Below are 25,370 nucleotides of genomic sequence, written 5' to 3' on the forward strand. Positions count from 1 at the left end.
CGATTTCCTTTATTTTAAATTATTACAGAAAATAGTAACTAAATTATGTTAATATTTTAAAACAAAATTCATGAAAGTTAAATTTAAAAATCAATGAAAACTATAATTATAGATTTAGACGGAACTTTGACTATTGATGATGATAAAGTTGATTATTGCGATAAAAAACCAAATCTTGCCCTAGTAGAAACTATAAAAGAGTATAAAAAACAAGGCTTTAAGATTACTATTTTTACAAGTCGCAATATGCGAACTTTTAATAATGATATAGAAAAAATCAAAACGCATACTTTACCTATCATCATCTCTTGGCTTGATAAACATAAAATTCCTTACGATGACATCATTGTCGGTAAGCCTTGGTGTGGATTTGATGGTTTTTATGTGGATGATAAGGCTATTCGTCCTTCTGAATTTATTAACCTCAAATATGAAGAAATTAAAGAGCTTTTGCAAAAAGAAAATCCATATAAAGATGGCGGAAACCGATGATACTTATCACTTCTGCTAAATATTTATCCGCTGATTTTACTTTAGAATTTGGCAAAATACCCCCTTCTTTTTTGCCTTTGGGAAATAAAAGGCTTTATGAATATCAAGTAGGTCTTTTTAAAGATATAAAGCAAAAAATTGTCCTATCTTTGCCTAAAAGTTTTAAGCTAAATCATCACGATCAAAAAAAACTTAATGACTTGGGTGTTGAACTTTTATTTGTACCTGAAAATTTATCACTAGGCGAATCTATAGTTTATGGTTTAAATGTTAGCTTTAATTTTAACGAATGTTTGCATATCTTGCATGGGGATACTTTTTTTAAAAATCTTTCATTTAAAGATGATTCCTTGCAAGTAATAAAGGTAAGAGAAAGTTATGAATGGGCTTACTTGGATGATGATTTTTTAACTATAAACAAAATACAAGATAAAGATTTCATTTTAGCTGGTGCATATAGTATTACTGATCCTAAATTTTTAATTAAATCTATAGCCGAAAATAATTATTCTTTTATTGGCGGTTTAAAAGCGTATTCAAAGACTTATCCTTTTAACGTTATTGAAAATGATACTTGGCTTGATTTTGGGCTTATTACAAGTTATTTTCATTCTAAGCAAGTTGTAAGCACTCAAAGAAGTTTCAATAGTATAAGTTTTAAAAATGGTTATATTTTAAAAACGTCAAAATGGGAGAAAAAAATTCAAGCCGAAATAAATTGGTTTGAAAAACTCCCAAAGGAAATGATTTTTTATGTTCCTAAAATTTTAAATGGATCAAATAGCTATCAAATCGAATATATTTATAATAATACCTTATCTGAACTTTTGGTTTTTGGAAATTTGCCTCATTATGTTTGGAAAAGAATTTTTTATTCTTTAAAAGAATTTTTAGATTGTTTGCACTCTTTTTCAATTAAAAATGAAAATACAAACAATATAAATTTTGATTATAAAAAGAAAACATTACAAAGATTAAATGAATTTCAAAAGCAAAGCGGTATTGATTTGCAAAAAAATATCAAAATTAATTCCAAAATTTATCCAAACGTTTATCATTTGATAGAAAAATTGGATTTGTATTTGCAAAAAAGCAAGAATAATTATTTTATTCATGGGGATTTTTGCTTTTCAAATATCATGTATGATTTTAGATCAGGTAAAATTAAAGTTTTTGATCCTAGGGGATTTGATTTTGATGAAAATATAACTCCTTATGGAGATAAAAATTATGATTTTGCAAAACTCATTCATTCTGTTTTCGGTCTTTATGATTTTATCATTGCAGGTTTTTTTGAGTGTGATATTACAGAGGATCAGATAGAATTTTTTATTGATAAAAATGAAAATTTATTAAGCATTCAAAAGGAATTTTTACAAATTTTTAATATAGACGAAAATATAAAAGCTTTATGTATCCATTTATTTTTATCCATGTTGCCTTTACATAGTGATTCACAAATCAAGCAAATGGCATTTTTGGCTAATGCTTATAGACTTTATGGTGAATTTTTTAAGGAGGAAGGATGATTATCATTTTTCCTATGGCAGGACTTAGCAGTCGTTTTGCTAAAGCAGGTTATACTAAACCAAAATATATGCTTGATTTAAAAGGAAATAGTGTATTTTTCCATGCAATAAATGGCTTTAAAAAATATTTTAATGAGTGTAAATTTATTTTTATTTATCGAGATATACAAGATACAAAAGGATTTATAGAAAAAGAGTGCACAAAATTAAATCTTAATTTATATGAGAGTGTGAAATTAGATAAAGAAACCTTAGGGCAAGCACATACGGTAGCCTTAGGAATTCAAAAAGCAGAAATTAAAGATGATGAGAGTATTTTAATTTTTAATATCGATACTTTTAGACCCAATTTTTCTTTGCCTAAAGCTTTAGATTTTTCTAAACTTGATGGGTATTTAGAAGTATTTGAAGCCGAGGGTGAGCAATGGTCCTTTGTTTTACCTGGTGAAAATAATATAGTTTTAAAAACTACAGAAAAAGAAAGAATTTCTAGTTTGTGTAGCAGCGGTTTGTATTATTTTAAAAAAGCAGTATGTTTTAAAGAAGTATTTGATATAATGCAAAAAGAAAATAATCTTAGCAAGGGTGAGTTTTATATAGCTCCTATGTATAATTATTTAATTCAGCAGAAAAAACATATCCAATATCATAAAATCAGTATCGATGATATAATATTTTGCGGAACTCCTGCTGAGTATGAAAAAATAAGGATTAATAATGAAAATGGACTATGTTAATCGTCAAAAATGTGTTATTAGTGATTCTGATTTAGAGTTTTTATCTCAAGATAAATTTCCTTTATTTTGTGGTTGCGTTAATAGCGATGATCAAGATGATTATATTTGTGATCAAAATTGGGTGATTTCTAAAGAAGGGGTTATACAACTTCAAAATTTAATACCTTTAGATTTATTGTACGCAAATGGACACGATGCCGGATCTGTCGGGGCTTTATGGGAGGAACATCATAAAGAATTTGCAAATTTTGTTATAAAAACAAATCCAAAAAGTGTTTTAGAGATCGGTGGTGGACATGGGAAGCTTTCGCAAAATTGTTTGAGTATAAAAAATATAAAATGGACTATAGTTGAGCCTAATACTGAAAATAAATATGAAAATGTTGATTATATAGATGGATTTTTTCATAAAGAAATTTTTAATGATCGATATTTTGATACTATTGTCCATAGTCATACTTTTGAACATATTTATAATCCCCATGAATTCTTAGAGGAAATTTCATCGGTTCTTATAGGGGGGGGGCAAGATGATATTTTCTCTCCCAAATATGAAAAAATGGCTAGAAAATAAATTTACTAATTGCCTAAATTTTGAGCATACTATATTTTTAACTGAAAATGTTTTGGAATTTTTACTTCAAAAGCACCGATTTAGAATTCTTGAAAAGCAGTATTTTAAAGAGCATAGTATTTTTTATCATGTTTGTAAAGATGAGTCCATTGATACTTTAAGGGTTGTTTTAAAAAATGAATATGACGAGAATAAAAAGTTATTTTTAGATATGAAAAAGTATTATCATGAAAAAATTTTTAGCTTAAATCAAATCTTAGAAACTACCAATAAGAAAATTTATCTTTTTGGTGCGCATTTGTTTAGCCAATATCTAATCTATAATGGTTTAAAAAATGATAAGATTATAAGCATTTTAGATAATAATCCAAATAAGCAAGAAAAAAGACTTTATGGCACAAATTTTAAAGTTAAATCTCCAAAAATTTTAAAAGAACAAGATGATTCACTGGTGATCTTAAATGCCGGTGTTTATAATGATGAGATAAGAAAAGATATTGAAAGCATAAATAATAAAATTGAGATAGTAGAATGAAATTTAGCAATAAGACTTTAGCAATGTTAAATACATACAGAATTACTCCTGCGATTATAAGTGAATTTAAGAAGATGCAAAATAGTGGAGTTGAGTGTGTTCTTATAGTTAATAATACATATAATGCCATAGAAGACGATGGAAGTGGCATAGTTCAAGAAAAGGAATTGTTTGGAGTTAAGACAAAATGTGTTTTAGTTTATGAAAAAACTTTGAAAGAGTTAGGACTCCATATAGAAAAAGATATAGGTTATACCCTTTGGCTTTGTATAGATTATTTGGCTTATATTGGAAGATTATTATTTAAAAATTATGATTTTTATTGGTCTATCGATTATGATTGTTTTTTTAATGGGAAAAATTATAAGCCTTTTTTTGATTTCTATTCTCATAAATTAGAAGATTTGATTGTTTCACATTTTCGTAAGGAAAAGCAAGGAAATAGCTGGTATTGGTTAGCAAATTCGGACTGGGTATATCCAGATGATTGTTTGTGGTATGGAAGTAGATTTGGTATTACTAGGTACAGCGGAAAGTTATTAGATTGCTTATATAAAGAAAGGGTACGGCATAGAGAAGTTTTTTTAAAATCCAAAAAAATAAAAAAAAGATGGTTAATATGCGAATTCTTCGTTGCAAGTGAGACTATAAAAAATGGTTTTAGTGCTTATAATTTTTCACAAGATGGACATAAAATTCTATTACAAGAAATCGATTTAAATTCCAATAGAATTTTTACAGAATATGATAATAAAATGTATCATCCAATAAAAGATGATCTTTTAAATAGAAAACTAACTCCTTTACAAAATCAAATTAATGCTTTAAACACTCAAATATCTGATTTAACTGATGAACAAAAAGTACTTATTGAAAAAATCAATCAAATTTCCTTTCAAGCTGAATACGGCACAGCCAAAGCAAGAATTCAAAACCAACTCTCTTATAAACTAGGACAAGCTATGATAGAAAATTCAAAAAGCATACTAGGTTATATAAGAATGCCTTATGTTTTATCTTATATAAAAGATAAACACAAACAAGAACAAAAAATTTATAAACAAAAAATAAAAAAAGATCCTTCTTTAAAATTACCTCCTTTAGAATCTTATCCTGATTATAAAGAAGCTTTAAAATTTAAAGAACATTTATCTTATAAATTAGGACAAGCTCTAATAAAAGCTAATAACAATTGGTATGGGGGGGGGGTATATCAAATTGTGGTTTGAGATAAGAAAACTTAAAAAAGAATTTAAAAATAAAAAAGCATAATTTTTCATTTAAGATCGAATTTAATTATTTTTAAAAGATATTTTTATTTTTTTTAAAAAAATAAATTTTTAAGCCTACATTAACTGGGGGGGGGTATAATCATTTTTTGATTTCACCATAAAGGATTTTTTTGCTCACCCACATCTATGACTTCTTAGAAAAAAGTGTTGAAAATTTTAGTGAAAAAATAGCCTTTGTTGAACCCTTTGCTAAAGAGGGAAGAAAGGAAATTACTTATAAAGAATTTGATCTTTATTCTAAAAAAGTTGCCAGTGAAATTTTAAGAACTTTAGATAATGATACCCTACCTTTACAAAAAGCCATTCTTATTATACTGCCTAAAGGCATTGATTGTTTGATTTCTTTTTTTGGTGTAGCCTTAAGTGGAAACTTTTATACACTCTTAGATGAAAAAAGTCCTAAAGAAAGAATAGAAAAAGTTATAGAAGTTTTAAAACCAAAACTTCTAATCACTTCTAAAGAATTAAAATTAGATTTAAATTTGCCTACTCTTTATACAGAAAATTTTAAAAATTTTAATATCGATGAAAATCTAATCACTAAGGCTAAAGAAAAACATATCGATACTAATTTACTTTATGTACTTTTTACCAGTGGAAGTACTGGAATTCCTAAGGGAGTAAGTATAGCTCATAAGAGTGTGGTGGATTATACATTTTGGTTTTGCGATGAATTTGATATTAATAAAAATGATATTTTAGCCAATCAAGTTCAATTTTATTTTGATGTTTCGGTTTCAGATATTATGGCAACTGTATTTAAGGGTGCAACTTTACACATCATCCCCAATCATCTTTTTGCTTTTCCTGCTAAAGTATTACAATACTTAGAACAAGAAAAAGTGAGTACAATCTTTTGGGTGCCTTCAGTGTTGATTTATTTTGCAAATGAAAAGGGTTTAAAAAAATATCCTCTAAATTTTCTCAAAAAAATACTCTTTGCAGGCGAAATCATGCCTAATAAACAATTAAACCTTTGGAGAAAACATCTACCTCAAAGTTTATTTGCCAATCTTTATGGCCCTACTGAAATCACAATCATTGCTTGTTTTCACATCATCAACCGCCCCTTCAAAGATGATGAACTCTTACCTATAGGTAAAGCTTGTAAAAATACAGAACTTTTAGTCTTTGATGAAAATATGAATTATATAAGTCCTAAAGAAATAGGTAAAAAAGGAGAATTATATATAAGAGGAACTTCTTTATCCTTAGGATATTACAATGATAAAGAAAAAACCAAAAAAGCTTTTATACAAAATCCTTTACATGATAATTATTTAGACTTAGTCTATAAAACAGGAGATATTGTTGCTTACAATGAATTTGAAGAATTATTATGTTATGGAAGAGCTGACAATCAGATCAAATACATGGGTCATAGAATAGAATTAGGAGAAATAGAAAGTATTATTAATTCTCATGATAAAGTAAGAAACTCTGCTTGTATTTTTAAAGAAGAGATTATTTGTTTTTATGAGAGTAAAGAAGAAATTGATTTTAGAATGTTTTTAAAAGATAAATTACCTCTTTATATGATACCTAAACATTTTAAAAGAATAGATAGTTTTAAACTCAATCAAAATGGTAAGATTGATAGGAATTATTATAAAGAACTTTAAGGAGAGAAAATGGAAGAGATTAGGGCAATTTTTAAACAAATAGGAAAAGATGAAATTGATGAATTTTATGAAGATCTTGTTTTTGGAGGTTTTATTGATAGCTTGGATATTATTAATTTGGTAAATGCCATAGAAAATAAATTTGAAATAGAAATTGATTTAGAGGATATTACTCCGGAAAATTTTTATAGCTTTCAGACCATAAGGGAGCTTATATGCAAGTCGCAAAAAAAATAAAATCAATCGTTTTATTAGGAACTAGCGATTTAAGACATATTGTTTTGGAATTACAAAATAAGTTAAGTTCTAATGGCATAGAAGTAATTAATTTGATTTTTGAGGCAAGTGGTTCTGAACATTGTTTATTTGAAATAATAAAAAATCAGAAAGAAATAAAAAAAGCCGATTTAATTTTTTATGATGCATACTCCGAAGATATTTCTTTAAATAAAAATGTAGAGTTTGTGTGTCAAACTATCGCAAATACATTTAATATATTATCATCATTTTCGATTCCGGTAGTCAATCTTATGCTTCCGACAAGTAGTTCTGGTAATTTATCGAACGATCAGCAAATAATTACAAATATGTATTTATATTTATCGAATTATCATAGCATTAATACTGTTTATTTTGGAGATAAAGATAAGTCACAGTTTTTTTATTCTATTCTTTTGAAAGATAAAATTCATTTTTATGATAGAATTATTATTGAGTCGATATGTATACTTATTGATAATTTTAACAAGCTATCAATACCGAGGCATTTTGACCCCGACATAATCAATAATTTTATCGTTTTAAATGTAGATGCTTTTGATAAAGAAAAAAAACTATTTCAGTATACTGGTAGACAGTTTGAGTATATTCAGATTTTAAAAGATGAGAAATTAGTTATTCCTAAACAATTTAAAGATATGCATATTCATTCCTTTTTTTCTTTTAATGCGTTTTTGTGTTCTGTTTTGAAATTTGACAACGGTTTTAAAAAATTGAACTCTTTAATAAGACCTGCACATCAATTTAAATCATTAAGCAATTTATTAAAAATTACAAATAGTACGATATTAGAATATAGCGAAAATTATTCAAATGATATCGACCCTGTTGAACCAATGAAAATTGAAAAACAGAAAAAACATCTAGGATTTTTTAATTTAGGTGATCTGTTGTTGGTAAAAGATAATTTTAAATTTTCACAGGTTTTAAAGGTGGATATTAAAAATCTTAGCGAAAATATTCAACTTAAAAAAGATTTAGATTATTCGCATTTGATTTTAAATTTAGACTTTTTGAAAGGTTGTATTGAAGATTATATACGCATACATGAACCCATAAAATTTATTCCCTTAAGGAGGGAAAATAGTTATTTAAAAAATGAGATAGAAAGATTAAAATATTTTAATAATATAAATGAATTAAAAAGATATTATGCAAGAGCGGAGGTAAAGAATTATCTTACTTATAGATTAGGGGAAGCTTATTTAAATAGTAATATTTTTACATTATTTTTTAATTTATTTTATGAGTATAAAAAATATAAATCTTCAAAAGAGAATAATATAAAAATAAGAGACTATATTATTTATGAAGAAACAATGCTAATGAAAAATTCTATTCAATGTCAATTAGGACAAGTTATTATTAATGCCCATAGCATTTGGTATAAAGGCGGATATTTTAAATTATGGTTTGATGTTAGAAAATTAAAAAAAGAATTTAATTTAACAAAAAAATGAGTGAGAGTGTTTGTTGGTATTATAAATTTAAAAATACAAAAAAAGAAATTATCTAACGATAAAGTAAAAAAATGTCTCAATTTAGTTATAATTTTATTTTGATTATTTAAATCTGTTTTGTTTTTGCAATACAAAGGCTAAACAGATTAAAACGATTTGTATATTAGATTGTTTATATGTGTTTAAATTTTTAGATATAATTCCGATTTAATACCATAAAATAGAAATTTAATTATGAAATTTTATAGCACTTCAAAAAAATTAATTACTAATGTTAAAAATTTCTATTCTGTTTTGTTTTTTAACATTTTTTCAAAATGTGAGAAACAGGATATTTTTGTGGGTTGGGGACATAAAAAATCCGGTTTAAAAGCACAAGAATTAGCTCAAAAGTATAATGCAAAATTTATGCTTTTAGAAGATGGCTTTATAAGGTCTTTAAATTTGGGTGTTGAAAATGCACCTAGTTTCAGCTTGGTTTGTGATGATATTGGAATTTATTATGACGCTATAAAACCTTCAAAACTAGAAAATCTTTTAAATACTTATGAGTTAAATCAAGAGGAATTAGATAGTGCCAAAAAAGCTATAGATCTTATAAAAAAATACAAAATCAGTAAGTATAACAATAATTTAGACATTCCAGGTGATTATTTTTCAAAAGACGAGAATCGTATTTTAATCATCACTCAAACCGCAAACGATGCATCTTTACAATACGGCTTGGTGCAAAATTTTAATACCAATGAAATGGTAAAAGATGCCATAAAAGAAAATCTAAATGCTCAAATTTATATCAAAATTCATCCTGATGTATTAAGCGGAAAAAAACAAAGCGATTTGGATATCAATTTTTTACCTAAAGAATGCAAGATTATAAGTGAGAATTTTAATCCCATAGCCTTGCTAAAATATTTTAATAAAGTTTATACTAAAACCTCTGGAATGGGCTTTGAAGCTTTGCTTATGGGTTGTGAGTGTGTTTGTTATGGTATCCCTTTTTATGCGGGTTGGGGCTTAACAAAGGATAAACAAAAATGTGCAAGAAGGTTTAAAAAAAGAAGTCTTGAAGAGGTGTTTTATATCGCTTATATGTTGTATAGTCAGTATTTTAATCCTTATTTAAATCAAAAAAGTGATATTTTTGATACGATTAAAACCTTAGCAAAGTATAAAAATATAGAATATAAAAATTCTGATAGGCTTTTCATGTTAGGCTTTACCCTTTGGAAAAGGCATTTTATAAAACCTTTCTTTAAGGCTAAAAACAATGAAATAATCTTTTTAAATTCATTGAAAACTTTGGATAAATACTCGTTAAAAAAAAGTGATAAATTTTTTATTTGGGGTAAGAGAGTCAATTTTGATAAACTTAAAACCATTCTCATAAGAAAGGCACAAGATGAAAATTTAACCGATTTCATTCCAAAGATTTCTTTGGTAGAGGATGGTTTTATCCGTTCTATTTCTTTGGGTTCTGATTTGACACGCCCTTATTCTTTAATTATAGATGATAAAGGACTTTATATTGATCCAAATCAAGAGAGTCGTTTGGAAAACATTTTGCAAAATGAAGTTTTTGATGAGCAAATTTTATTGAGATCAAAAAATATAATCCAAATTCTAAAAGAGAATAAATTTTCAAAATACAATGGTATAAAACACCAAGATATTAAGATTAATGCTAAAAAAGGACAAAAAATCATTCTCATTCCTGCACAGGTTGAAGACGATGCTTCGATGATTTTAGGTGGCTTTGGCTTATCTACTTTGGATTTAATTAAAGAAGTGAGATTAAAAAATCCAAATGCTTATATTGTTTTTAAACCACATCCTGATGTTTTAAGTGGAAATCGCATAGGTTTAAAGGATGAAAAAATTATTTTAAAATATTGTGATGAGGTTATAAAAAATTGCAGTATTGATAGTGCGATAAAAATTTGTGATGAGGTGCATACAATCACTTCTACTTCAGGATTTGATGCACTTTTGAGATCTAAAAAAGTTTTTACATATGGTATGCCTTTTTATGCAGGGTGGGGCTTAACGCAAGATAAACAAAAATGCTTAAGAAGAACAAGAAAATTAACTTTAGAAGAGCTCGTTGCCGGTGTTTTGATACAATATCCAAGATATATTCATCCAAGAACAAAAAACTTATGTGAAATTGAACTTTGTTTAGATATAATGCTAAAAATGCAAAAGGATTATTTTTCTAAGCGGTATAAAAAAATGGCGGTTGATTTTAGAATTTTAATACTTAGAAAAATAAGAAGAATTTATGAATTTGTAAGTAAAAAATGGAATTTGATAAAAAAATAAAAAAAGAATTTAGCGGAAAAAATGTCACTCTTTTACAAGGTCCTGTAGGTACTTTTTTTTATCGTTTGGCTAAAAAACTTATAAAATACAATGCTAAAGTTTCTAAGATTAACTTCAATGGCGGAGATTTTTTCTTTTACCCAACAGGAACTTCTTATACAGATAAGGAACAAAATCTCTCTCTTTTTTACGAGAATTTTTTTAAACAGCATCATACTCAAGTTATTCTTATGTATAATGATTGTCGTTTAGTTCATCAAAAAGCCATCGAGATTGCTAGAAAGTTTAATATTGATGTTTGGATTTTTGAAGAAGGATATTTAAGACCTTATTGTATCACTTTTGAAAAAAATGGAGTCAATGCAAATTCTTTATTGCCTCGCAGTAAAAATTTTTATCTTAATCAAAAAGTATGTATTAAAAAATCCATCAAAGAAATTTCTGGTGGATTTAAATATATGGCCTTTTATGCTTTTTTATATTGGCTTTTTTCTTTTCTTTTGGCTCCTTTTTTTAACAACAAGATCCATCATCGTACTTTGTATCCTTTTGAATTTTTATTTTGGTTTAGATCTTTATATAGAAAATGTCTTTATAAGATTACAGAAAAAAAATTAAATGATAAAATTTATAATCTTAAAAAGAAATATTTTTTAGCCATTTTGCAAGTTTATAACGATACGCAAGTTAAATATCATTATAAAAAAAGCATAGAGGATTTTATAGAAGAAATCATACTTTCTTTTGCTAATCATGCCAGGGCTAAATCTTATCTTGTTTTTAAACATCATCCTATGGATAGGGGTTATAAAAATTATTCCAAATTCATTCAAGATCTTAGCGAAAAATATCGTGTCGAGGGTAGGGTTTTGTACGTACATGATTCATATTTGCCAAGACTTTTAAAAAATGCACTAGGTTGTATCACTATTAATTCTACTGTAGGTTTGAGTGCGATTTTAGAAGGTTGTCCAACTAAAGTTTGTGGAAAAGCTTTCTATGATTTTGAGGGTTTAACTTATCCAAAAAAGCTCCAGTTTTTTTGGAGAGAAGCTCATGCGTATAAGCCAAATACAATTTTGATTTCAAATTTTAAAAATTATCTCTTAAGAACCAATCAATTTAACGCTAATTTTTACAAAAATTCATTCTTGAAATATAACAGCAAGATTTTTGATTAACGTATTATTGTTATAATTTTTGTAAAAATAAACCGAGAAATCAATTTTTCAATGAATAGAGAAGTATTTTATATAGCAGGGTATGATCCTAAAAGTTATAGATTTTATTATGATTTATTTAGAAAGAATTTAAAAAAATATTCTACTCGATTTGACATTGATGTAGATATAAGTAAAGTTAATAAAAACAATGCCTTTCCTTTTTTTAAGGTTGATACTCAAAATGTAAAAATAAAATATCATTTTTTAACTTGGAACGATATAGTCAAAAAAAATTGGTCGGAGAGTTATATAGACGCTTTAAAAGATTGTTATAGTTTTTTTAAAATTTATACTATTACGGGACTTTTTATTAAATTTGGAAAAGAGTCCATCTATCAGCTTATCACAGGATATTATCCCTTTTTTTATGTGCTTTTTTCTTTAATCTTTTCTTTATCTGTTGGTGTTGAAGCTTTTTTTCTTACTCAAAATTATATTCATTTTTCTTTTTCAATCATTTTAGGACTTTTGCTTTCTTTTTTAATTTTTCGTTTTTTATTTAAATTTGGTAGAAAATTAGCAGTATTTTGGATAGCTAGAATTTGTGCTTTTTGTGCCACTTGGCAAGATAAAAAAAAAGGTTTAATGGAAGAGAGAATTAAACTTTTTGCCAATGAAGTTTTAAAGAATTTGCAACAAAACAAGGATAATGAAAATTATGAGCTGATTTTAATAGCACATAGTGTTGGAACAATAGTTTGTATCGAGGTTTTGGATTTTATTTTAAAACAGAATTTAGAAGACAATGTGTTAAACAAGCTAAAAATTCTTACTCTTGGAGAATGTATTCCATTGGTGAGTTATCAAAAAAAATCTCATGATTTTAGAGAAAAATTAGAATTTATTTCAAAATTTGATTTAAAATGGTATGATTATACTTCAATTATTGATGGAGCGTGTTTTCCTCAAGTAGATTTTTTTCGTACAAGCGGAGTAGATGCTAAATTTACTCCGCATTTTTTAAATTCTAAATTTCACACTCTGTATGAAAAAGATGAATATAGAAAAATTAAAAGAGACAAAAATAAAGCACATTTTTTATACCTTTATAGTCCAAGCATTAAAGGTGGTTATGATTTTTTTAATTTTATTTTGTCATCTCAATTTTTAGAAGAAAAGGTAAAAATATGAGTCAATGTCCCTTTTACCCAAAACCTTATAAAAACAAAGCCTCTACATTTTTAACTTTTTTACTTAAACGCAGATCTTGGCTTGATGGACTTTATGAACGTAGTTATAAAATGCAAACGGGTTATGTAAAAATGCCTAATTTTGATCTTTATGTTATCAATGATACCAAAGAAGTCAAAAGAATGATGGTTGATGAGGTTAGAGAATTTCCAAAAAGTGCTTTTTTGCATGAGCTTCTAAGCCCACTTTTGGGAGAGAGTATTTTTACTACCAATGGAGAAGTTTGGAAAAAACAACGTGAACTTCTAAGACCTAGTTTTGAAATGACGCGTATTAATAAGGTTTTCAATCTTATGAGTGAAGCTGTAGCGGATATGATGGATCGTTTTAATCAATACCCTAACCATTCTATTATCGAAGTGGATGAAGCGATGACCTTTGTAACGGCTGATGTTATTTTTCGCACCATTATGTCTTCTAAACTTGATGAGAAAAAAGGTAAAAGAATTCTTGATGCTTTTGTCATTTTTCAAGAACAAAGCGTGCATACAGCTATGCGTCGTATGTTTTATTTTCCAAAATGGCTTTCTTATATACTAGGAGATCGCAAACGTGCAAAAGCAGGGGATACGATAAGGCAGGTTTTAAGCGATATTATAAAACCTCGTTATGAGGCTGTTAGCTCGGGAGATTTGGGAAAATTCGAGGATATTTTAAGTTCTTTGCTTTTGGTGATTGATTCAGAAACCAATAAGCGTTTTTCATTTGAAGAAATTTTAGATCAAGTTGCTATGCTTTTTTTGGCAGGTCATGAAACAACAGCTAGTTCTTTAACTTGGACGCTTTATTTGCTTAGTCTTTATCCTAAAGAACAAGAAAAGGCCTATGAAGAAATCATTCAAGTTTTAAAAAATGATAATATTGGAATTTTGCATTTAAGGCAATTTAAGTATCTAACCAATATTTTTAAAGAATCATTAAGACTTTATCCCCCTGTAGGATTTTTTGCAAGGGAAGCAAATAAAGATACAAAAGTTAGAGATAAATTGATTAAAAAAGGATCAGGAGTTGTAATAGCACCTTGGCTAATACATCGTCATGAAAGTTTTTGGGAAAATCCTAATGGTTTTGATCCTTCTCGCTTTGATAAAGAATATAAAAAAGACGCATATTTACCTTTTGGAGCAGGGGAAAGAATCTGTATAGGACAAGGTTTTGCAATGCAAGAGGCTATTTTGATTTTAGCAAATATTTTAAAAACCTATAAACTAGAACTTGAAGAAGGTTTTGTACCCGATGTGGTAGGGCGTTTAACAATAAGATCGGCTAATGGTATGAGAATAAAATTCAGTAAAAGGAATTTACAAGGATGAAAAATAGATTTAAAACTATTTTTATTCACTTAAAACATAAACTCAATGGTAATATAAGAGAAAAATTGGCAGGGACTTTATTGCTTTGTGCTATTGTTCCTTTGGCAGTTTTGGGTTATATTTTTATCGTAATTGTAGGAATTTTTTTTAATACCGCACGTGCTAGACAAGGTGTGAGAGCACTCGATCATTTTGTAAATGCAAGTTTGTTCAATGGTTATGCATGGGAGAGTGTGTCTTCTCATGCATGGAGAGAAAGAAATCATAAAAAATGGGCTAGAATAGTGATTAAAATCACGGATTTTTTTCAAAAAGATCATTGCAAAAGAGCCAATAAAAGGGAGCAGCCTGTTGTGGATTTTATACTTTCAAAGAACTTAGATAAACAAACAATAGGAAATTAAACTAAGGCGACTATAGCTATAGCAAAACCGTTATCGTGAGAAATACTAAGAGAGCTTTGGGTTATATTAAACTCATTTATGATTTTTTGAGAATACTTAAGCTTAGGAGCATTTCTTTCATCTTTAGAAATTTCTATATCTAAAAATCCACAAAGATCACAAATTCCAACTCCTAAAGCCTTGCTAGCAGCTTCCTTTGCTGCCCAAAGTCCTGCTAGATTCGCAGGATTTTTGATCAATAATTGTTCTTTAGAACTTAAAAATTTATTTAAAAAAGTTTCTCCATGTTTTTTATAAATTTTTTCTATTCTGCTAATAGCAACAATATCACAACCTACACGCATCAAGAAACTACAAAATCTGTAAAATAAACATTTTTAATGAAGCCATCGGTTAAAATTTCATTTATTTTTCCTACTAATTCATCTTTTAAGCGTTCTTTTCCTTTTTGTGTGCTTACTTCCTCAAAAGTTTTTGCAGTTAAAGTTCTGATGATAATATCACGGATAACAGCTACTTTTTTATCAAGTTCCGGTTTTAAAAGCTCACTATTTTGTTCGAGTTCTATAGTGCATTTTACATATCTTGAACCACTATCACTAAGTAAATTAAGCGTAAAAGGATCAAGCGGATACATAGGACCTATATTAGCATAATCACTACCACGCTGGGCAGGAGCCGCGACTTTTGGTTTATTGGTTTTAGCTTCCTCTTTTGGAGCTTCTTTGACTTCACTTTCGTCACTTGAACTACTTGAAATCAGCCAAGCAATGACACCCATAATACTAAGAAGTAAAACAAAAAGCAAGACAACGATAATGATTACAAGCGAACCGCCTTTTTTCTTTTTACCTTCTTCGTTTTCTAATTCTTCATCCATAAAAATTTCCTTATTTAATGAAATTGATGTAAAATTGTAGCAAATTTTTCTTTATCTATGCCAAATTTATTTTAATACTAAAGAAATTTTTTAAATTATTTAAAGGATTTTATATGCTAGACGTGATTTTTAGAGAATATGATATACGTGGGCTTTATGGAAAAGAACTTCATGAAAAAAGTGTTAAAGCAATAGGTTTTTGTTTGGGTAAAACCATGCTTAAAAAAGGTTGTAAAAATGTAAGCGTGGGTTATGATGCCAGATACAGTGCTAAGGAACTTTTTGGATATTTACTAAGCGGACTGAACAAAACAGGAATCAAGGTTTATGATATAGGGCTTGTACCAACTCCACTTGGATATTTTAGTCTTTATGAAGGATTAAAATTTGATGCAAATATTATGATCACAGGATCACATAATCCAAAAGATTATAATGGTTTTAAAATCACCATAGGTAAAGAGAGTTTTTTTGGAGCAGAATTAAAGGAATTTTCTAAAGAGGTTTATAAACATTTAGATGATGAGATTGAAGATAATTTTAATGCACAAAAATATGATATTTTAAATCTTTATGTGGATTTTATGACTAAACAATTTAGCTTTTTAAAAGATTTTCATTATAAATTTGCTATTGATTGTAGCAATGGAGCAGCCGGAGTTGTGATAGAACCTTTAATTAAGGTGTTAAATTTAAAAGCTCATGTTATGTTTGCCAATCCAGATGGTCAATTTCCAAATCACGCACCCGATCCAACAGAAGAGCAAAATTTAGAAGCTGTGAAAGATTTTTTAAAGCAAAATGAAGATTATGGACTTGCTTTTGCATTTGATGGCGATGCGGATAGAATGGTGGCTTTAAGTAAAACTCATGTTTTTTGCGGAGATGAACTTTGTTATTTGTTTGCTAAAAATATTCCAAATCCAAGAATTTTAGGAGAAGTTAAATGCAGTAAAAATCTTTTTGATGAGGTTGCTAAATTTGGAACTATTTTTATGGGAAAAACAGGACATTCAAATATCAAAAAAATGATGAAAGAAAAAGATATTGATTTGGCTGCAGAAGTAAGCGGGCATATATTTTTCAAACATAGATATTTTGGATACGATGATGGAATTTATGCTTTTTTAAGAGCTTTAGAGCTTGTTCATAAAGGATTTGACTTAGAGGGTATGATTAAAGAGTTACCTAAGTTATATACTACTCCAGAAATTAAAATTCCAGTCAATGAAGAGGACAAATTTAAACTTGTAGATGAATTTAAAAAAGCGGTTGAAAGCGGTGCTTTAGAGGGTGTAAAAGGTCTTTGTGAGATTGATGGAGCTAGAATTGATTTTGGTTATGGTTGGGCTTTGCTTCGAGCATCCAATACGAGCCCATACCTTATAACTCGTTTTGAAGCAAATTCTTTAGAAAAGGCAAATGAACTTAAAAATGGAGTTTTAGGCTTGTTTGAACAAATTAAATTAAAATTTAAGAATTGATAAGATAGTATTGTCGTTTTAATTTTTAAGGAGTAGTCTTCAATGAAAAAGATATGGGTTTTGATGGCATTATGTAGCGTGGTATTTGCAAGCGAGTGTGATAAAAAAATAGAACGTATTAATAAAGAAATTGAATTTGCTAAAATTCATAACGATGCCGCAAGAAAGTTAAGGTTAGAACTTGCTTTAAAGGAAGTGCAAAGTGATTGTAGCAAAGATCCTCTTTATTATGATAAAAAATTAGAAGCTAAAAAACTCAAAGAACAAGAAGTAGAAAAAATAGAAAAGGAACTTGATGCTTTGGATGAAAAGAAGGATTATATGAGTAAAGTTGAGTATAAAGCTAAGAAAAAGGCATTAAAAGAACAAAAAAATAAAATTAAAAAAGAAATTGAAGAATATATTGATAATCTTTAAATTTGATCTTGTCGCAATAATTTTATTTGAAACTTATTCTCTATGATTTTATAAAATCATAGAGAATATTTAATTTAATCAACCTTATTTTTTTTCAAACTTTCTAATAATTCTTCTATATTGTAAATTCCCCTATGTTCAGGTGTTAAAAGATGGATTAAAATATCGCCCAAATCAATCACACTCCATTCTTCGCTGCTATCTATATTTAAGAATTCTTCACCTTTGGATTTGAGTTTGGTTTTTAACTCATCAATTAAAGATAAAGCGTGTTTTTCTCCTAAAGTTGCTGCTATAATAACGTATTTTACAAAATATTCTTGTTCGCTCATATCAAAAATTTTTATATCTTCAGCTTTTTTTTCATCTAAAATTTTAACAATTAAATCAATTCTTTCTTGCATTTTTTTCCTTTAATTTTTGAAATTGTATCAATTTTTTTGGAATTTTTTATAATAATTTTTTACTTCATCTTTAATTTTTTCGCATACTTTATCTGTATCCAGTGTATCACGTATAAAAGAAGAAGCTATGTGAATATCGGTTTTTAAATCTTTGAATTTTTTTGGAATTTCTATATTATCACGATTAGCAATGATAAATTCGACTAAAGAATTTAATTTTTCAAAATTATGCCAAAGGTGAAGTTTTTCTAAATGATCCGCACCAATTAAAAAGTAAAATTTATTTGGTTGATAAATTTTATAAAGGTATTCTACGCTTTCTATGCTAGGAACTGGACGTTTTTGCTTGATTTCAAAATCACAAATTTCAATTTTATCCAAATTTCCCCAAAGTTTTTTTACCCATTCTAATCTTTTTTGTTCATCAGCAAAAAAACCTTTTTTAAAAGGATTGATAAAAGTTGGCATGATAATTAATTTATCGATTTCAAGGGTTTGTAAAGCCTCTTTTATAACGCCATCGTGTCCTTTATGTGGTGGATCAAAGCTACCTCCAAAAAGTGCGATTTTCATTTAGTTTTTAACCTTTTTTTAGTAGAATATTAGCATAAAAAAATTGCAAAGGAAAATAAAATGGCCGTAAAAGTTGCTATTAACGGTTTTGGACGCATAGGTAGATGTGTTGCAAGGATAATTTTACAAAGGAATGATATAGAGCTTGTAGCGATCAATGATACCACCGATATAGAGCTTGCAAAATATCTTTTTAAATACGATACGGTGCATGGAGAATTTAAAGGAAATGTAGAAAGCAAAGGTGATGATTTAATAATTAATAATAAAAAAATAAAGGTTTTTAAAAGTCGCGACATTAAAGAATTAGACTTTGCTAAATATGGAGCTCAAATTGTTTTAGAATGTACAGGAGCACATTTAACAACAGAAAAATGTCAAGAATTTTTAAATATGGGCGTAGAAAAAGTTATAATGAGTGCTCCTGCAAAAGATAACACTCCTACTTATGTTTTAGGTGTTAATTCTGATCTTTATCACGGAGAAAAAATTATTTCCAATGCAAGTTGTACTACAAATTGCCTAGGACCAGTTTGTAGAGTTTTACAAGATAATTTTGGGATCAAAAAAGGACTTATGACAACCATACATGCTTATACCAATGGGCAAAGCATTATCGATGCTAAAGCTAGAGATAAACGTCGCTCACGTGCTGCAGCGCAAAATATTATCCCAACTTCTACCGGCGCTGCTAAGGCTATGAAACTTGTTATGCCAGAGCTTGATGGAAAGCTTCATGGGCAAAGTATGCGCGTTCCAGTTGTTGATGTATCAAGTGTTGATCTGACTGTTTTACTTGATCGTAAGGTTAAAAAGGAAGAAATCAATGATGCTTTTAGACAGGCTTCAACGTCAAATTTAAAAGGTTTTTTGATGGTAGATGATGAAGAAAGGGTTTCTAGCGATTTCATTTCTTGTTCTTATGGAGCTATTGTGGCAAGCGATTTAACTCAAGTTATAGCCGATGATTTGGTAAAAGTAATTGCTTGGTATGATAATGAATGGGGCTATTCAAGCCGTTTAGTCGATATGGCCGTTTATATCGCAAATAGGAATTAAAATGAATGGTATTATTTCGATCAAAGATCTTGATTTAGATCATAAAAAAGTTTTTATAAGATGCGATTTTAATGTTCCACAAGATGATTTTTTAAATATTACAGATCATAGACGCATTCGTTCAGCCATTCCTACTATTAGATATTGTTTAGATCGTGGATGTAGTATTATCCTAGCTTCACATTTAGGACGTCCAAAAGAAATCAGTTCTAAATATTCTTTAGATCCTATTGCTAAGCGTTTAGCTAGGCTTTTAGATAAAGAGATTATCATGGCTAAAGACGTTGTGGGAGAAGATGCAAAAAATAAAGCCTCCGCTTTGAAAGCAGGCCAAATTTTAATGCTTGAAAATTTGCGTTTTGAAAAAGGCGAAATTAAAAATGACAAAAATTTAGCCAAAGAACTTGCTTCTATGGCTCAAATTTATATCAATGATGCTTTTGGAGTTTGTCATAGAGCACATGCAAGTGTTGAAGCTATCACTGAATTTTTTGATGAAAATCATAAAGGAGCAGGTTTTTTACTCCAAAAAGAAATTGATTTTGCTATCAATCTTATCAAACGCCCAGTGCGTCCTTTTGTTGCTGTTGTAGGAGGATCTAAAGTGAGTGGAAAATTACAAGCTTTGATAAATTTACTTCCTAAAGTTGATAAGCTGATTATCGGTGGCGGTATGGCTTTTACTTTTTTAAAAGCTTTAGGTTATGATGTAGGAAATTCGCTCTTAGAAGAAGATCTTTTAGAAGAAGCAAGTCAAATTCTAGCTAAAGGTAAGAGTTTGGGGGTAAAAATCTATTTACCTGTAGATGTTGTCGCCGCTCCTTCTTGTTCACAAGAATCACCAATGAAATTTGCTCCTATTCAAGAAATTCCTAGTGGTTGGATGGGATTAGATATCGGACCTGCTAGCGTAAGGCTTTTTAAAGAGGCGATTTCTGATGCACAAACGATTTGGTGGAATGGGCCTATGGGGGTTTTTGAAATTGATAAATTTTCAAAAGGTAGCATAAAAATGAGCCATTATATCAGTGAAGGGCATGCTACTTCTGTTGTAGGAGGAGGAGATACAGCTGATGCGGTTGCACGTGCAGGGGATGCGGATGAAATGACTTTTATTTCAACAGGTGGAGGTGCTTCTCTTGAGCTTATAGAAGGCAAGGAACTTCCAGGTATTAAAGTTTTAAGAGCGAAGGAGAATTAAATGATTTTTGCTGCAAATTTAAAATGTAATCATACAAGATCGAGTTTTAAAAATTATGCTGATGTTTTAAATAAAACTATAGGTGTAAAATGTGACGATATTATCGTTTTTCCACCTAGTATTGCTTTTTTAGAATCTCAAACCAATTTTATACAAGGAGCACAAAATTTTTATCCTTGTATTAATGGAGCTTTTACAGGTGAGCTTGGAAAAGAGCATTTGGACGAATTTGGTATTAAGTGTGTTTTGATAGGGCATTCTGAAAGAAGAATTTTAGGTGACGAAGCGTTAATAAAATCTAAATTTGATTTTGCAAAAAATCATAAATATAAAATAGTTTTTTGTATAGGAGAGGATTTAAAAACAAAAAATTCAGGAAAAACTTTGGAATTTTTAAAATCCCAACTCGATATAATCGATTTAAAATATGAAAATTTAATTATTGCCTATGAACCTATTTATTCTATTGGAACTGGGGTGAGTGCTGATATTAAAGATATCAGTAAAGTTCTTGAGTATTTAGCCACTTTAACTCAAGCACCTTTACTTTATGGTGGAAGCGTGAATGAAAATAATATTAAAGAAATTTTGAGCATTAAAGAATGCGGAGGGGTTTTAATAGGCTCTGCTGCTTTAAAGGTTGAGAATTTTATAAAATTAATTAAAGGATAGAAGATGATAATGAAAGGCAAAAAAGGTCTTATTGTAGGAGTTGCTAACAATAAATCAATTGCTTATGGTATAGCAAAAGCTTGTCGTGAGCAAGGTGCAGATTTAGCTTTTACTTTTTTAAACGATGCGTTGAAAAAACGTGTAGAGCCTATTGCTGAAGAACTGGGTTCTCGTTTTGTGTATGAACTTGATGTGAATAATGAAGAACATTTATCTAGTATTGGAGATAAAATTAAAAAAGATTTAGGAAACATTGATTTTCTTGTGCATGCGGTTGCTTATGCTCCTAAAGAAGCTTTAGAAAATGATTTTTTACAAACTTCAAAAGAAGCTTTTGATATAGCAATGGGAACTTCTGTGTATTCTTTACTTTCTTTAACCCGTGCGGTTTTACCTGTCTTAAATGAAAATTCTTCTATTTTGACTTTAAGCTATCTTGGCGGGGTAAAATATGTACCGCATTATAATGTTATGGGCGTGGCAAAAGCAGCACTTGAAAGTTCTGTGCGTTATTTAGCTAGGGATTTAGGCGTGAAAGGAATTCGCGTTAATGCTATTTCAGCAGGCCCTATAAAGACTTTAGCGGCTAGTGGGATAGGGGATTTTAGAATGATATTAAAATACAATGAAGTCAATGCTCCATTAAAACGCAATGTTAGCATAGAAGATGTTGGAAATTCGGCTATGTATTTGCTTAGCGATTTGTCTCGTGGGGTTAGCGGGGAAATTCATTATGTAGATGCAGGATATAATATCATGGGAATGGGAGATGTTGAAAAGGATGAACAGGGTAATACTGTTCTTTGCTGGGATAATATAAAAGGATAGAACATGGCAAAGCTTAGCAATGAAGAATTAAAAACTATACTCGAAAATCGTATAGTTGAAATTAAAAATTCAAGTTTAGAAGATGAAAAGATTATCAATGAAGAAAGTGTAAAAACCATTGTTAAGCATTTATCTTTAGGAAATGAAATTCCATCTTTAGCTAAACAATTTTTCGAAATAGCTCCAAAAATGAAAGTAGTTTGGCTTCATCTTTGTGAGTGCACCGGTTGCAGTGAGAGTTTATTGCGTTCTGAATTACCGAGTTTTGATGAATTTATATTTGACTTTTTCTCTTTAGAATATCACGAAACTTTGATGGCTGCAAACGGAACAAAAGCCGAAGAGCTTATAGAAGATATTTTAGATCAAGATTTTCTTTTGGCTGTTGAAGGTGGGGTTGCTGCAATTGATACCTTTTTCTTAACTATAGGTGCTAACGCTGAAAGTGGTCATGAAATTTTACAAAAATTAGCCAAAAAGGCTAAGGCTATTTATGCAATTGGAACTTGTTCTTCTTATGGAGGAATTCAAGCTGCGTATCCAAATCCTAGTAAGACTTGTGGAATTTCTGAAGTCTTAACTCAAAAAGTGGTTAATATCCCAGGTTGTCCACCAAGTGATGTTAATATTATTGCAAATTTGGCGTTTTTTGCACTTTTTGGAATTCTTCCAGAATTAGATGAGCAAAATCGTCCTGTATGGGCTTATGGTAAATGTTTGCATGATATGTGTGAAAGAAAAGCTAAATTTGAGAGTGGAATTTTTGCAGAACATTTTGACGATGAAGCGGCGAAAAATGGAGCTTGTCTTTTTAAAATAGGCTGCAAAGGCCCTTATACTTACAATAATTGTCCAAAAGTTAAATTTAATTCTAAAACCTCTTGGCCAGTTGCTTCTGGACATGGTTGTATCGCGTGCAGTGAAAAGAATTTTTGGGATGAATTTGGTAATTATGAAAAACCTATGGCAAACATTTTTTCTTATGCAAAATTGCAAAATAAAGATTTTTCAACTCAATTTATTTTAGAAGAGCAAATAAAGACTTTATCGAATATAGATTTTGAATTTGAAACTAATATAAAGCTAATTTTGCAAAATATAGCTAAAAATAAATTAGGAGCTTTATTGGTTGAAAATTATAAAAAAAGTTTTGAAGCAAACTATGCCTTTATAGAGAAAAATTTTGACGAAAGCTCAAATATTTCAAGTGATTTTTGGAAATACCTTGAAATCAATTTTATTTTAGCTAAGGGAGAGTTTTTAAAAAATAAAGAAGATTTTTTAAATGCAGCGCAAAATTATACTTTTAAACACGCTAGTCCTTATGATTTTAAATTAAACTTAAGTGGTGAAAAACCTAAACTTGATGTAAGCAAGTCTTTTCGTATGCCTTTAATTTATCTTTGTGGTGGGCTTGATTTTGAAGGCATTGCTTTTAGTGTTTTAAAGGCTTTTGAAAAGAGCGTTAAAGACGTATTAGAATTTAACAATCCAAAAATAGTTAATCTATAAGAGGCTTTTGTTTTTTAAACAAAAGCCTTTGATTAAAGTATAAAATCTTTTTGATTTTCCAAATTCATAATTTGTTTTAGCACATCATTAGCTTTTTCTTCTGTAAGGCTTAATTGGGCATTATTTAAAAATTTTTCTTTTAATTCTTCAAAGCTTAAAGGGTTATCAAAATTTCCTCTATTAATAAAAACATCTTTTTGAATGACTTCTCCATTTTGCAAAGTTACTTTTATATGTCCTGGAAAATATTTTGGAAATCCTGTAGATTGTTTTTTCTCATAAGTGATTTTTTGTGCAAAATTTATAAGTTCTTTACGCGTTAAATTTTCATAAGAATTTAATGTAATTTTACCATCAAAAAAACCTAAAGCCATTAAAAAAGGTAAGGAAAATTTAGCTTCATAGGCAGTTTTTGGTTGATATTTTTTTTCAATTGGATCACAAACAAAAGAAATAGGAACCTCATCAACAAAACAATGGATATTTTTTATTTCATCGGCTTTTAAACCATCATTTTTTAAAGAAATAGCACACTCAATAAAACCATGCGTAAAATGGCAGCTTGGATAAGGTTTGATAGAAACTTGCATGATCTGCCAAATTTGACCTAAAGCTTTATCAAGTTCTGTTTTATCCGAGTTTTCTTCTATGCCAAAGCATTTAAAAATATTATCTCTTCCTTCAAAAATACTCAAAGGCCCACTCATATTATTTTTAGCTAAATTTGCAACCAAAATACCATTTTTTACAACATTTGCTAAATGTAAAACTTTAGAATTAGATCCATTGGATAAAAATTCATTCACTCCACTTGCAAAACTTCCAGCAAGACCCAAGGCATTGATAATTTGTCCCTTGTTTAAATTTAGCAAAACCGCACTTGCGCTTACACTTCCAAAAATTCCAGCAATAGCACTTGTGTGAAAGCCACGTTTATGAAAACTTCCTTTACTCGCAATACCCACTCTAGCGGCTATTTCCCAACCAATAATAAAAGCTTTTAAAATTTGTTTTGCGTCTTTGCAAACACTAAAACCATAGCTTAAGCAAAGTGGAGTTAAAAAAGCACTAGCATGTAAAATCGCTTCTGTGTGAGTATCATCAAAATCAAGAGCATGAGAAGCGATTGTATTAAGCATGGTTGCATTAATGGCATCTATTTTTTGATCTTGCCCCCAAACGGTCGTATTTCCTTCGGTTTTTAAGGCATTTAAAGCATTTAAAACACATTCTTCTTTGTGAGCAGCTAAGGCTGTCCCAAGGCTATCAAGCATGAGTTCTTTAGCTCTGCAAATTACATTTTGAGGTATATCATCAAAATGTAATTTCATAATAAATTCAGCTAATTTTTCACTATAAAACATTTG

Annotated in this window: 24 protein-coding genes and 1 pseudogene; 20 read left to right on the forward strand and 5 right to left on the reverse strand. The window is 28.9% G+C overall.

The genetic code is table 11. The features are described 5' to 3' along the window. The first annotated feature begins 93 nt into the window (after positions 1-93). The 13 genes and pseudogenes from CQA76_RS04730 (at position 94) to CQA76_RS04790 (ending at position 14,973) form a co-directional block, all read left to right on the forward strand. Positions 94-492 (forward strand): HAD hydrolase family protein, encoded by a 399-nt coding sequence (locus tag CQA76_RS04730; protein ID WP_137622297.1) that lies wholly within the window; start codon positions 94-96, stop codon positions 490-492. Next, positions 489-2,021, forward strand: coding sequence for a capsular biosynthesis protein (locus tag CQA76_RS04735; RefSeq protein WP_137622298.1), 1,533 nt, complete (start codon positions 489-491; stop codon positions 2,019-2,021). Before CQA76_RS04730 ends, CQA76_RS04735 begins: the two co-directional genes overlap by 4 nt. Then, positions 2,018-2,758 carry a glycosyltransferase family 2 protein gene (locus CQA76_RS04740; protein ID WP_137622299.1) on the forward strand — a complete coding sequence of 247 codons (741 nt, stop codon included), beginning with the start codon at positions 2,018-2,020 and terminating at the stop codon, positions 2,756-2,758. Before CQA76_RS04735 ends, CQA76_RS04740 begins: the two co-directional genes overlap by 4 nt. After that, a pseudogene (locus CQA76_RS09355) lies at positions 2,745-3,867 on the forward strand (class I SAM-dependent methyltransferase). The gene CQA76_RS04740 and the pseudogene CQA76_RS09355 overlap by 14 nt, the downstream one beginning before the upstream one ends. Further along, positions 3,864-5,096, forward strand: a complete 1,233-nt coding sequence (locus CQA76_RS09405; protein ID WP_232364898.1) for a hypothetical protein — start codon at positions 3,864-3,866, stop codon at positions 5,094-5,096. The pseudogene CQA76_RS09355 and the gene CQA76_RS09405 overlap by 4 nt, the downstream one beginning before the upstream one ends. Positions 5,097-5,269: 173 nt before the next feature. Continuing rightward, positions 5,270-6,781: an amino acid adenylation domain-containing protein gene (locus tag CQA76_RS04755; protein ID WP_137622300.1), complete on the forward strand. Its 1,512-nt coding sequence runs from the start codon at positions 5,270-5,272 to the stop codon at positions 6,779-6,781. A 9-nt stretch (positions 6,782-6,790) separates the two neighbouring features. Continuing rightward, positions 6,791-7,018 carry an acyl carrier protein gene (locus CQA76_RS04760; protein WP_137622301.1) on the forward strand — a complete coding sequence of 76 codons (228 nt, stop codon included), beginning with the start codon at positions 6,791-6,793 and terminating at the stop codon, positions 7,016-7,018. Further along, the gene (locus CQA76_RS04765; protein ID WP_137622302.1) at positions 6,997-8,520 is read left to right on the forward strand and encodes a hypothetical protein; all 1,524 of its coding nucleotides are present in this window, start codon (positions 6,997-6,999) and stop codon (positions 8,518-8,520) included. Before CQA76_RS04760 ends, CQA76_RS04765 begins: the two co-directional genes overlap by 22 nt. A gap of 234 nt (positions 8,521-8,754) precedes the next feature. Next, complete coding sequence (locus CQA76_RS04770) at positions 8,755-10,842, forward strand: capsular polysaccharide biosynthesis protein (RefSeq protein ID WP_137622303.1); 2,088 nt, start codon at positions 8,755-8,757, stop codon at positions 10,840-10,842. Beyond that, the gene (gene kpsS / locus CQA76_RS04775) at positions 10,821-12,023 is read left to right on the forward strand and encodes a capsule polysaccharide modification protein KpsS (RefSeq protein WP_137622304.1); all 1,203 of its coding nucleotides are present in this window, start codon (positions 10,821-10,823) and stop codon (positions 12,021-12,023) included. The genes CQA76_RS04770 and kpsS overlap by 22 nt, the downstream gene beginning before the upstream one ends. A gap of 51 nt (positions 12,024-12,074) precedes the next feature. Next, on the forward strand, positions 12,075-13,196 hold the full coding sequence (locus CQA76_RS04780; protein ID WP_137622305.1) for a DUF829 domain-containing protein: 1,122 nt from the start codon (positions 12,075-12,077) through the stop codon (positions 13,194-13,196). Then, a complete protein-coding gene (locus CQA76_RS04785; RefSeq protein WP_137622306.1) occupies positions 13,193-14,569 on the forward strand; it encodes a cytochrome P450 in 1,377 nt (458 codons plus the stop codon). The genes CQA76_RS04780 and CQA76_RS04785 overlap by 4 nt, the downstream gene beginning before the upstream one ends. After that, positions 14,566-14,973 carry a hypothetical protein gene (locus tag CQA76_RS04790; RefSeq protein ID WP_137622307.1) on the forward strand — a complete coding sequence of 136 codons (408 nt, stop codon included), beginning with the start codon at positions 14,566-14,568 and terminating at the stop codon, positions 14,971-14,973. The genes CQA76_RS04785 and CQA76_RS04790 overlap by 4 nt, the downstream gene beginning before the upstream one ends. Here the strand turns inward: CQA76_RS04790 and acpS are convergent. Beyond that, positions 14,970-15,317, reverse strand: coding sequence for a holo-ACP synthase (acpS, locus tag CQA76_RS04795; protein WP_137622308.1), 348 nt, complete (start codon positions 15,315-15,317; stop codon positions 14,970-14,972). The two genes, CQA76_RS04790 and acpS, sit on opposite strands and share 4 nt — an antisense overlap. Then, complete coding sequence (fliL, locus tag CQA76_RS04800) at positions 15,317-15,853, reverse strand: flagellar basal body-associated protein FliL (RefSeq protein WP_137622309.1); 537 nt, start codon at positions 15,851-15,853, stop codon at positions 15,317-15,319. The genes acpS and fliL overlap by 1 nt, the downstream gene beginning before the upstream one ends. Positions 15,854-15,966: 113 nt before the next feature. Here fliL and CQA76_RS04805 point away from each other — a divergent pair, with 113 nt between their 5' ends. Together CQA76_RS04805 and CQA76_RS04810 are read left to right on the forward strand one after the other, a co-directional pair. Continuing rightward, the gene (locus CQA76_RS04805; RefSeq protein WP_137622310.1) at positions 15,967-17,337 is read left to right on the forward strand and encodes a phosphomannomutase/phosphoglucomutase; all 1,371 of its coding nucleotides are present in this window, start codon (positions 15,967-15,969) and stop codon (positions 17,335-17,337) included. A gap of 42 nt (positions 17,338-17,379) precedes the next feature. Beyond that, complete coding sequence (locus CQA76_RS04810; RefSeq protein ID WP_137622311.1) at positions 17,380-17,754, forward strand: DUF1090 family protein; 375 nt, start codon at positions 17,380-17,382, stop codon at positions 17,752-17,754. 74 nt (positions 17,755-17,828) lie between these two features. On the opposite strand, the gene rsfS is transcribed toward CQA76_RS04810, so the two are convergent. Continuing rightward, positions 17,829-18,158: a ribosome silencing factor gene (gene rsfS / locus CQA76_RS09210; RefSeq protein WP_232364899.1), complete on the reverse strand. Its 330-nt coding sequence runs from the start codon at positions 18,156-18,158 to the stop codon at positions 17,829-17,831. Positions 18,159-18,185: 27 nt separating this feature from the next. Then, complete coding sequence (gene nadD, locus CQA76_RS09215; RefSeq protein WP_232364900.1) at positions 18,186-18,731, reverse strand: nicotinate (nicotinamide) nucleotide adenylyltransferase; 546 nt, start codon at positions 18,729-18,731, stop codon at positions 18,186-18,188. 60 nt (positions 18,732-18,791) lie between these two features. On the opposite strand from nadD, the gene gap reads away from it, so the two are divergent. Genes gap through CQA76_RS04840 form a run of 5 tightly spaced genes read left to right on the forward strand, consistent with a single transcriptional unit; the run spans position 18,792 to position 24,003 of the window. Next, a complete protein-coding gene (gap, locus tag CQA76_RS04820) occupies positions 18,792-19,790 on the forward strand; it encodes a type I glyceraldehyde-3-phosphate dehydrogenase (RefSeq protein WP_137622312.1) in 999 nt (332 codons plus the stop codon). A gap of 1 nt (position 19,791) precedes the next feature. Further along, entirely contained in the window at positions 19,792-20,991 is a 1,200-nt protein-coding gene (locus tag CQA76_RS04825) for a phosphoglycerate kinase (protein ID WP_137622313.1), read from the forward strand. Beyond that, entirely contained in the window at positions 20,992-21,663 is a 672-nt protein-coding gene (locus CQA76_RS04830; protein ID WP_137622314.1) for a triose-phosphate isomerase, read from the forward strand. 3 nt (positions 21,664-21,666) lie between these two features. After that, positions 21,667-22,491, forward strand: coding sequence for an enoyl-ACP reductase FabI (gene fabI / locus CQA76_RS04835; RefSeq protein WP_137622315.1), 825 nt, complete (start codon positions 21,667-21,669; stop codon positions 22,489-22,491). A gap of 3 nt (positions 22,492-22,494) precedes the next feature. Continuing rightward, positions 22,495-24,003: a hydrogenase small subunit gene (locus tag CQA76_RS04840; RefSeq protein ID WP_137622316.1), complete on the forward strand. Its 1,509-nt coding sequence runs from the start codon at positions 22,495-22,497 to the stop codon at positions 24,001-24,003. 32 nt (positions 24,004-24,035) lie between these two features. Here CQA76_RS04840 and CQA76_RS04845 read toward each other — a convergent pair whose 3' ends face one another. Then, on the reverse strand, positions 24,036-25,367 hold the full coding sequence (locus CQA76_RS04845) for an MmgE/PrpD family protein (protein ID WP_137622317.1): 1,332 nt from the start codon (positions 25,365-25,367) through the stop codon (positions 24,036-24,038). Positions 25,368-25,370: the final 3 nt, after the last annotated feature.

The sequence above is a fragment of the Campylobacter aviculae genome (assembly GCF_005406215.1).
GTDB lineage: Bacteria > Campylobacterota > Campylobacteria > Campylobacterales > Campylobacteraceae > Campylobacter_D > Campylobacter_D aviculae.

What these genes read in the sequence shown, in the direction of transcription:
- CQA76_RS04730 (WP_137622297.1), top strand. Translation starts at nt 94, where the DNA reads ATGAAAACTATAATTATAGATTTAGACGGAACTTTGACTATTGATGAT.
- CQA76_RS04735 (WP_137622298.1), top strand. Translation starts at nt 489, where the DNA reads ATGATACTTATCACTTCTGCTAAATATTTATCCGCTGATTTTACTTTA.
- CQA76_RS04740 (WP_137622299.1), top strand. Translation starts at nt 2,018, where the DNA reads ATGATTATCATTTTTCCTATGGCAGGACTTAGCAGTCGTTTTGCTAAA.
- CQA76_RS09405 (WP_232364898.1), top strand. Translation starts at nt 3,864, where the DNA reads ATGAAATTTAGCAATAAGACTTTAGCAATGTTAAATACATACAGAATT.
- CQA76_RS04760 (WP_137622301.1), top strand. Translation starts at nt 6,791, where the DNA reads ATGGAAGAGATTAGGGCAATTTTTAAACAAATAGGAAAAGATGAAATT.
- CQA76_RS04765 (WP_137622302.1), top strand. Translation starts at nt 6,997, where the DNA reads ATGCAAGTCGCAAAAAAAATAAAATCAATCGTTTTATTAGGAACTAGC.
- CQA76_RS04770 (WP_137622303.1), top strand. Translation starts at nt 8,755, where the DNA reads ATGAAATTTTATAGCACTTCAAAAAAATTAATTACTAATGTTAAAAAT.
- kpsS (WP_137622304.1), top strand. Translation starts at nt 10,821, where the DNA reads ATGGAATTTGATAAAAAAATAAAAAAAGAATTTAGCGGAAAAAATGTC.
- CQA76_RS04780 (WP_137622305.1), top strand. Translation starts at nt 12,075, where the DNA reads ATGAATAGAGAAGTATTTTATATAGCAGGGTATGATCCTAAAAGTTAT.
- CQA76_RS04785 (WP_137622306.1), top strand. Translation starts at nt 13,193, where the DNA reads ATGAGTCAATGTCCCTTTTACCCAAAACCTTATAAAAACAAAGCCTCT.
- CQA76_RS04790 (WP_137622307.1), top strand. Translation starts at nt 14,566, where the DNA reads ATGAAAAATAGATTTAAAACTATTTTTATTCACTTAAAACATAAACTC.
- acpS (WP_137622308.1), bottom strand. Translation starts at nt 15,317, where the DNA reads ATGCGTGTAGGTTGTGATATTGTTGCTATTAGCAGAATAGAAAAAATT.
- fliL (WP_137622309.1), bottom strand. Translation starts at nt 15,853, where the DNA reads ATGGATGAAGAATTAGAAAACGAAGAAGGTAAAAAGAAAAAAGGCGGT.
- CQA76_RS04805 (WP_137622310.1), top strand. Translation starts at nt 15,967, where the DNA reads ATGCTAGACGTGATTTTTAGAGAATATGATATACGTGGGCTTTATGGA.
- CQA76_RS04810 (WP_137622311.1), top strand. Translation starts at nt 17,380, where the DNA reads ATGAAAAAGATATGGGTTTTGATGGCATTATGTAGCGTGGTATTTGCA.
- rsfS (WP_232364899.1), bottom strand. Translation starts at nt 18,158, where the DNA reads ATGCAAGAAAGAATTGATTTAATTGTTAAAATTTTAGATGAAAAAAAA.
- nadD (WP_232364900.1), bottom strand. Translation starts at nt 18,731, where the DNA reads ATGAAAATCGCACTTTTTGGAGGTAGCTTTGATCCACCACATAAAGGA.
- gap (WP_137622312.1), top strand. Translation starts at nt 18,792, where the DNA reads ATGGCCGTAAAAGTTGCTATTAACGGTTTTGGACGCATAGGTAGATGT.
- CQA76_RS04825 (WP_137622313.1), top strand. Translation starts at nt 19,792, where the DNA reads ATGAATGGTATTATTTCGATCAAAGATCTTGATTTAGATCATAAAAAA.
- CQA76_RS04830 (WP_137622314.1), top strand. Translation starts at nt 20,992, where the DNA reads ATGATTTTTGCTGCAAATTTAAAATGTAATCATACAAGATCGAGTTTT.
- fabI (WP_137622315.1), top strand. Translation starts at nt 21,667, where the DNA reads ATGATAATGAAAGGCAAAAAAGGTCTTATTGTAGGAGTTGCTAACAAT.
- CQA76_RS04840 (WP_137622316.1), top strand. Translation starts at nt 22,495, where the DNA reads ATGGCAAAGCTTAGCAATGAAGAATTAAAAACTATACTCGAAAATCGT.
- CQA76_RS04845 (WP_137622317.1), bottom strand. Translation starts at nt 25,367, where the DNA reads ATGTTTTATAGTGAAAAATTAGCTGAATTTATTATGAAATTACATTTT.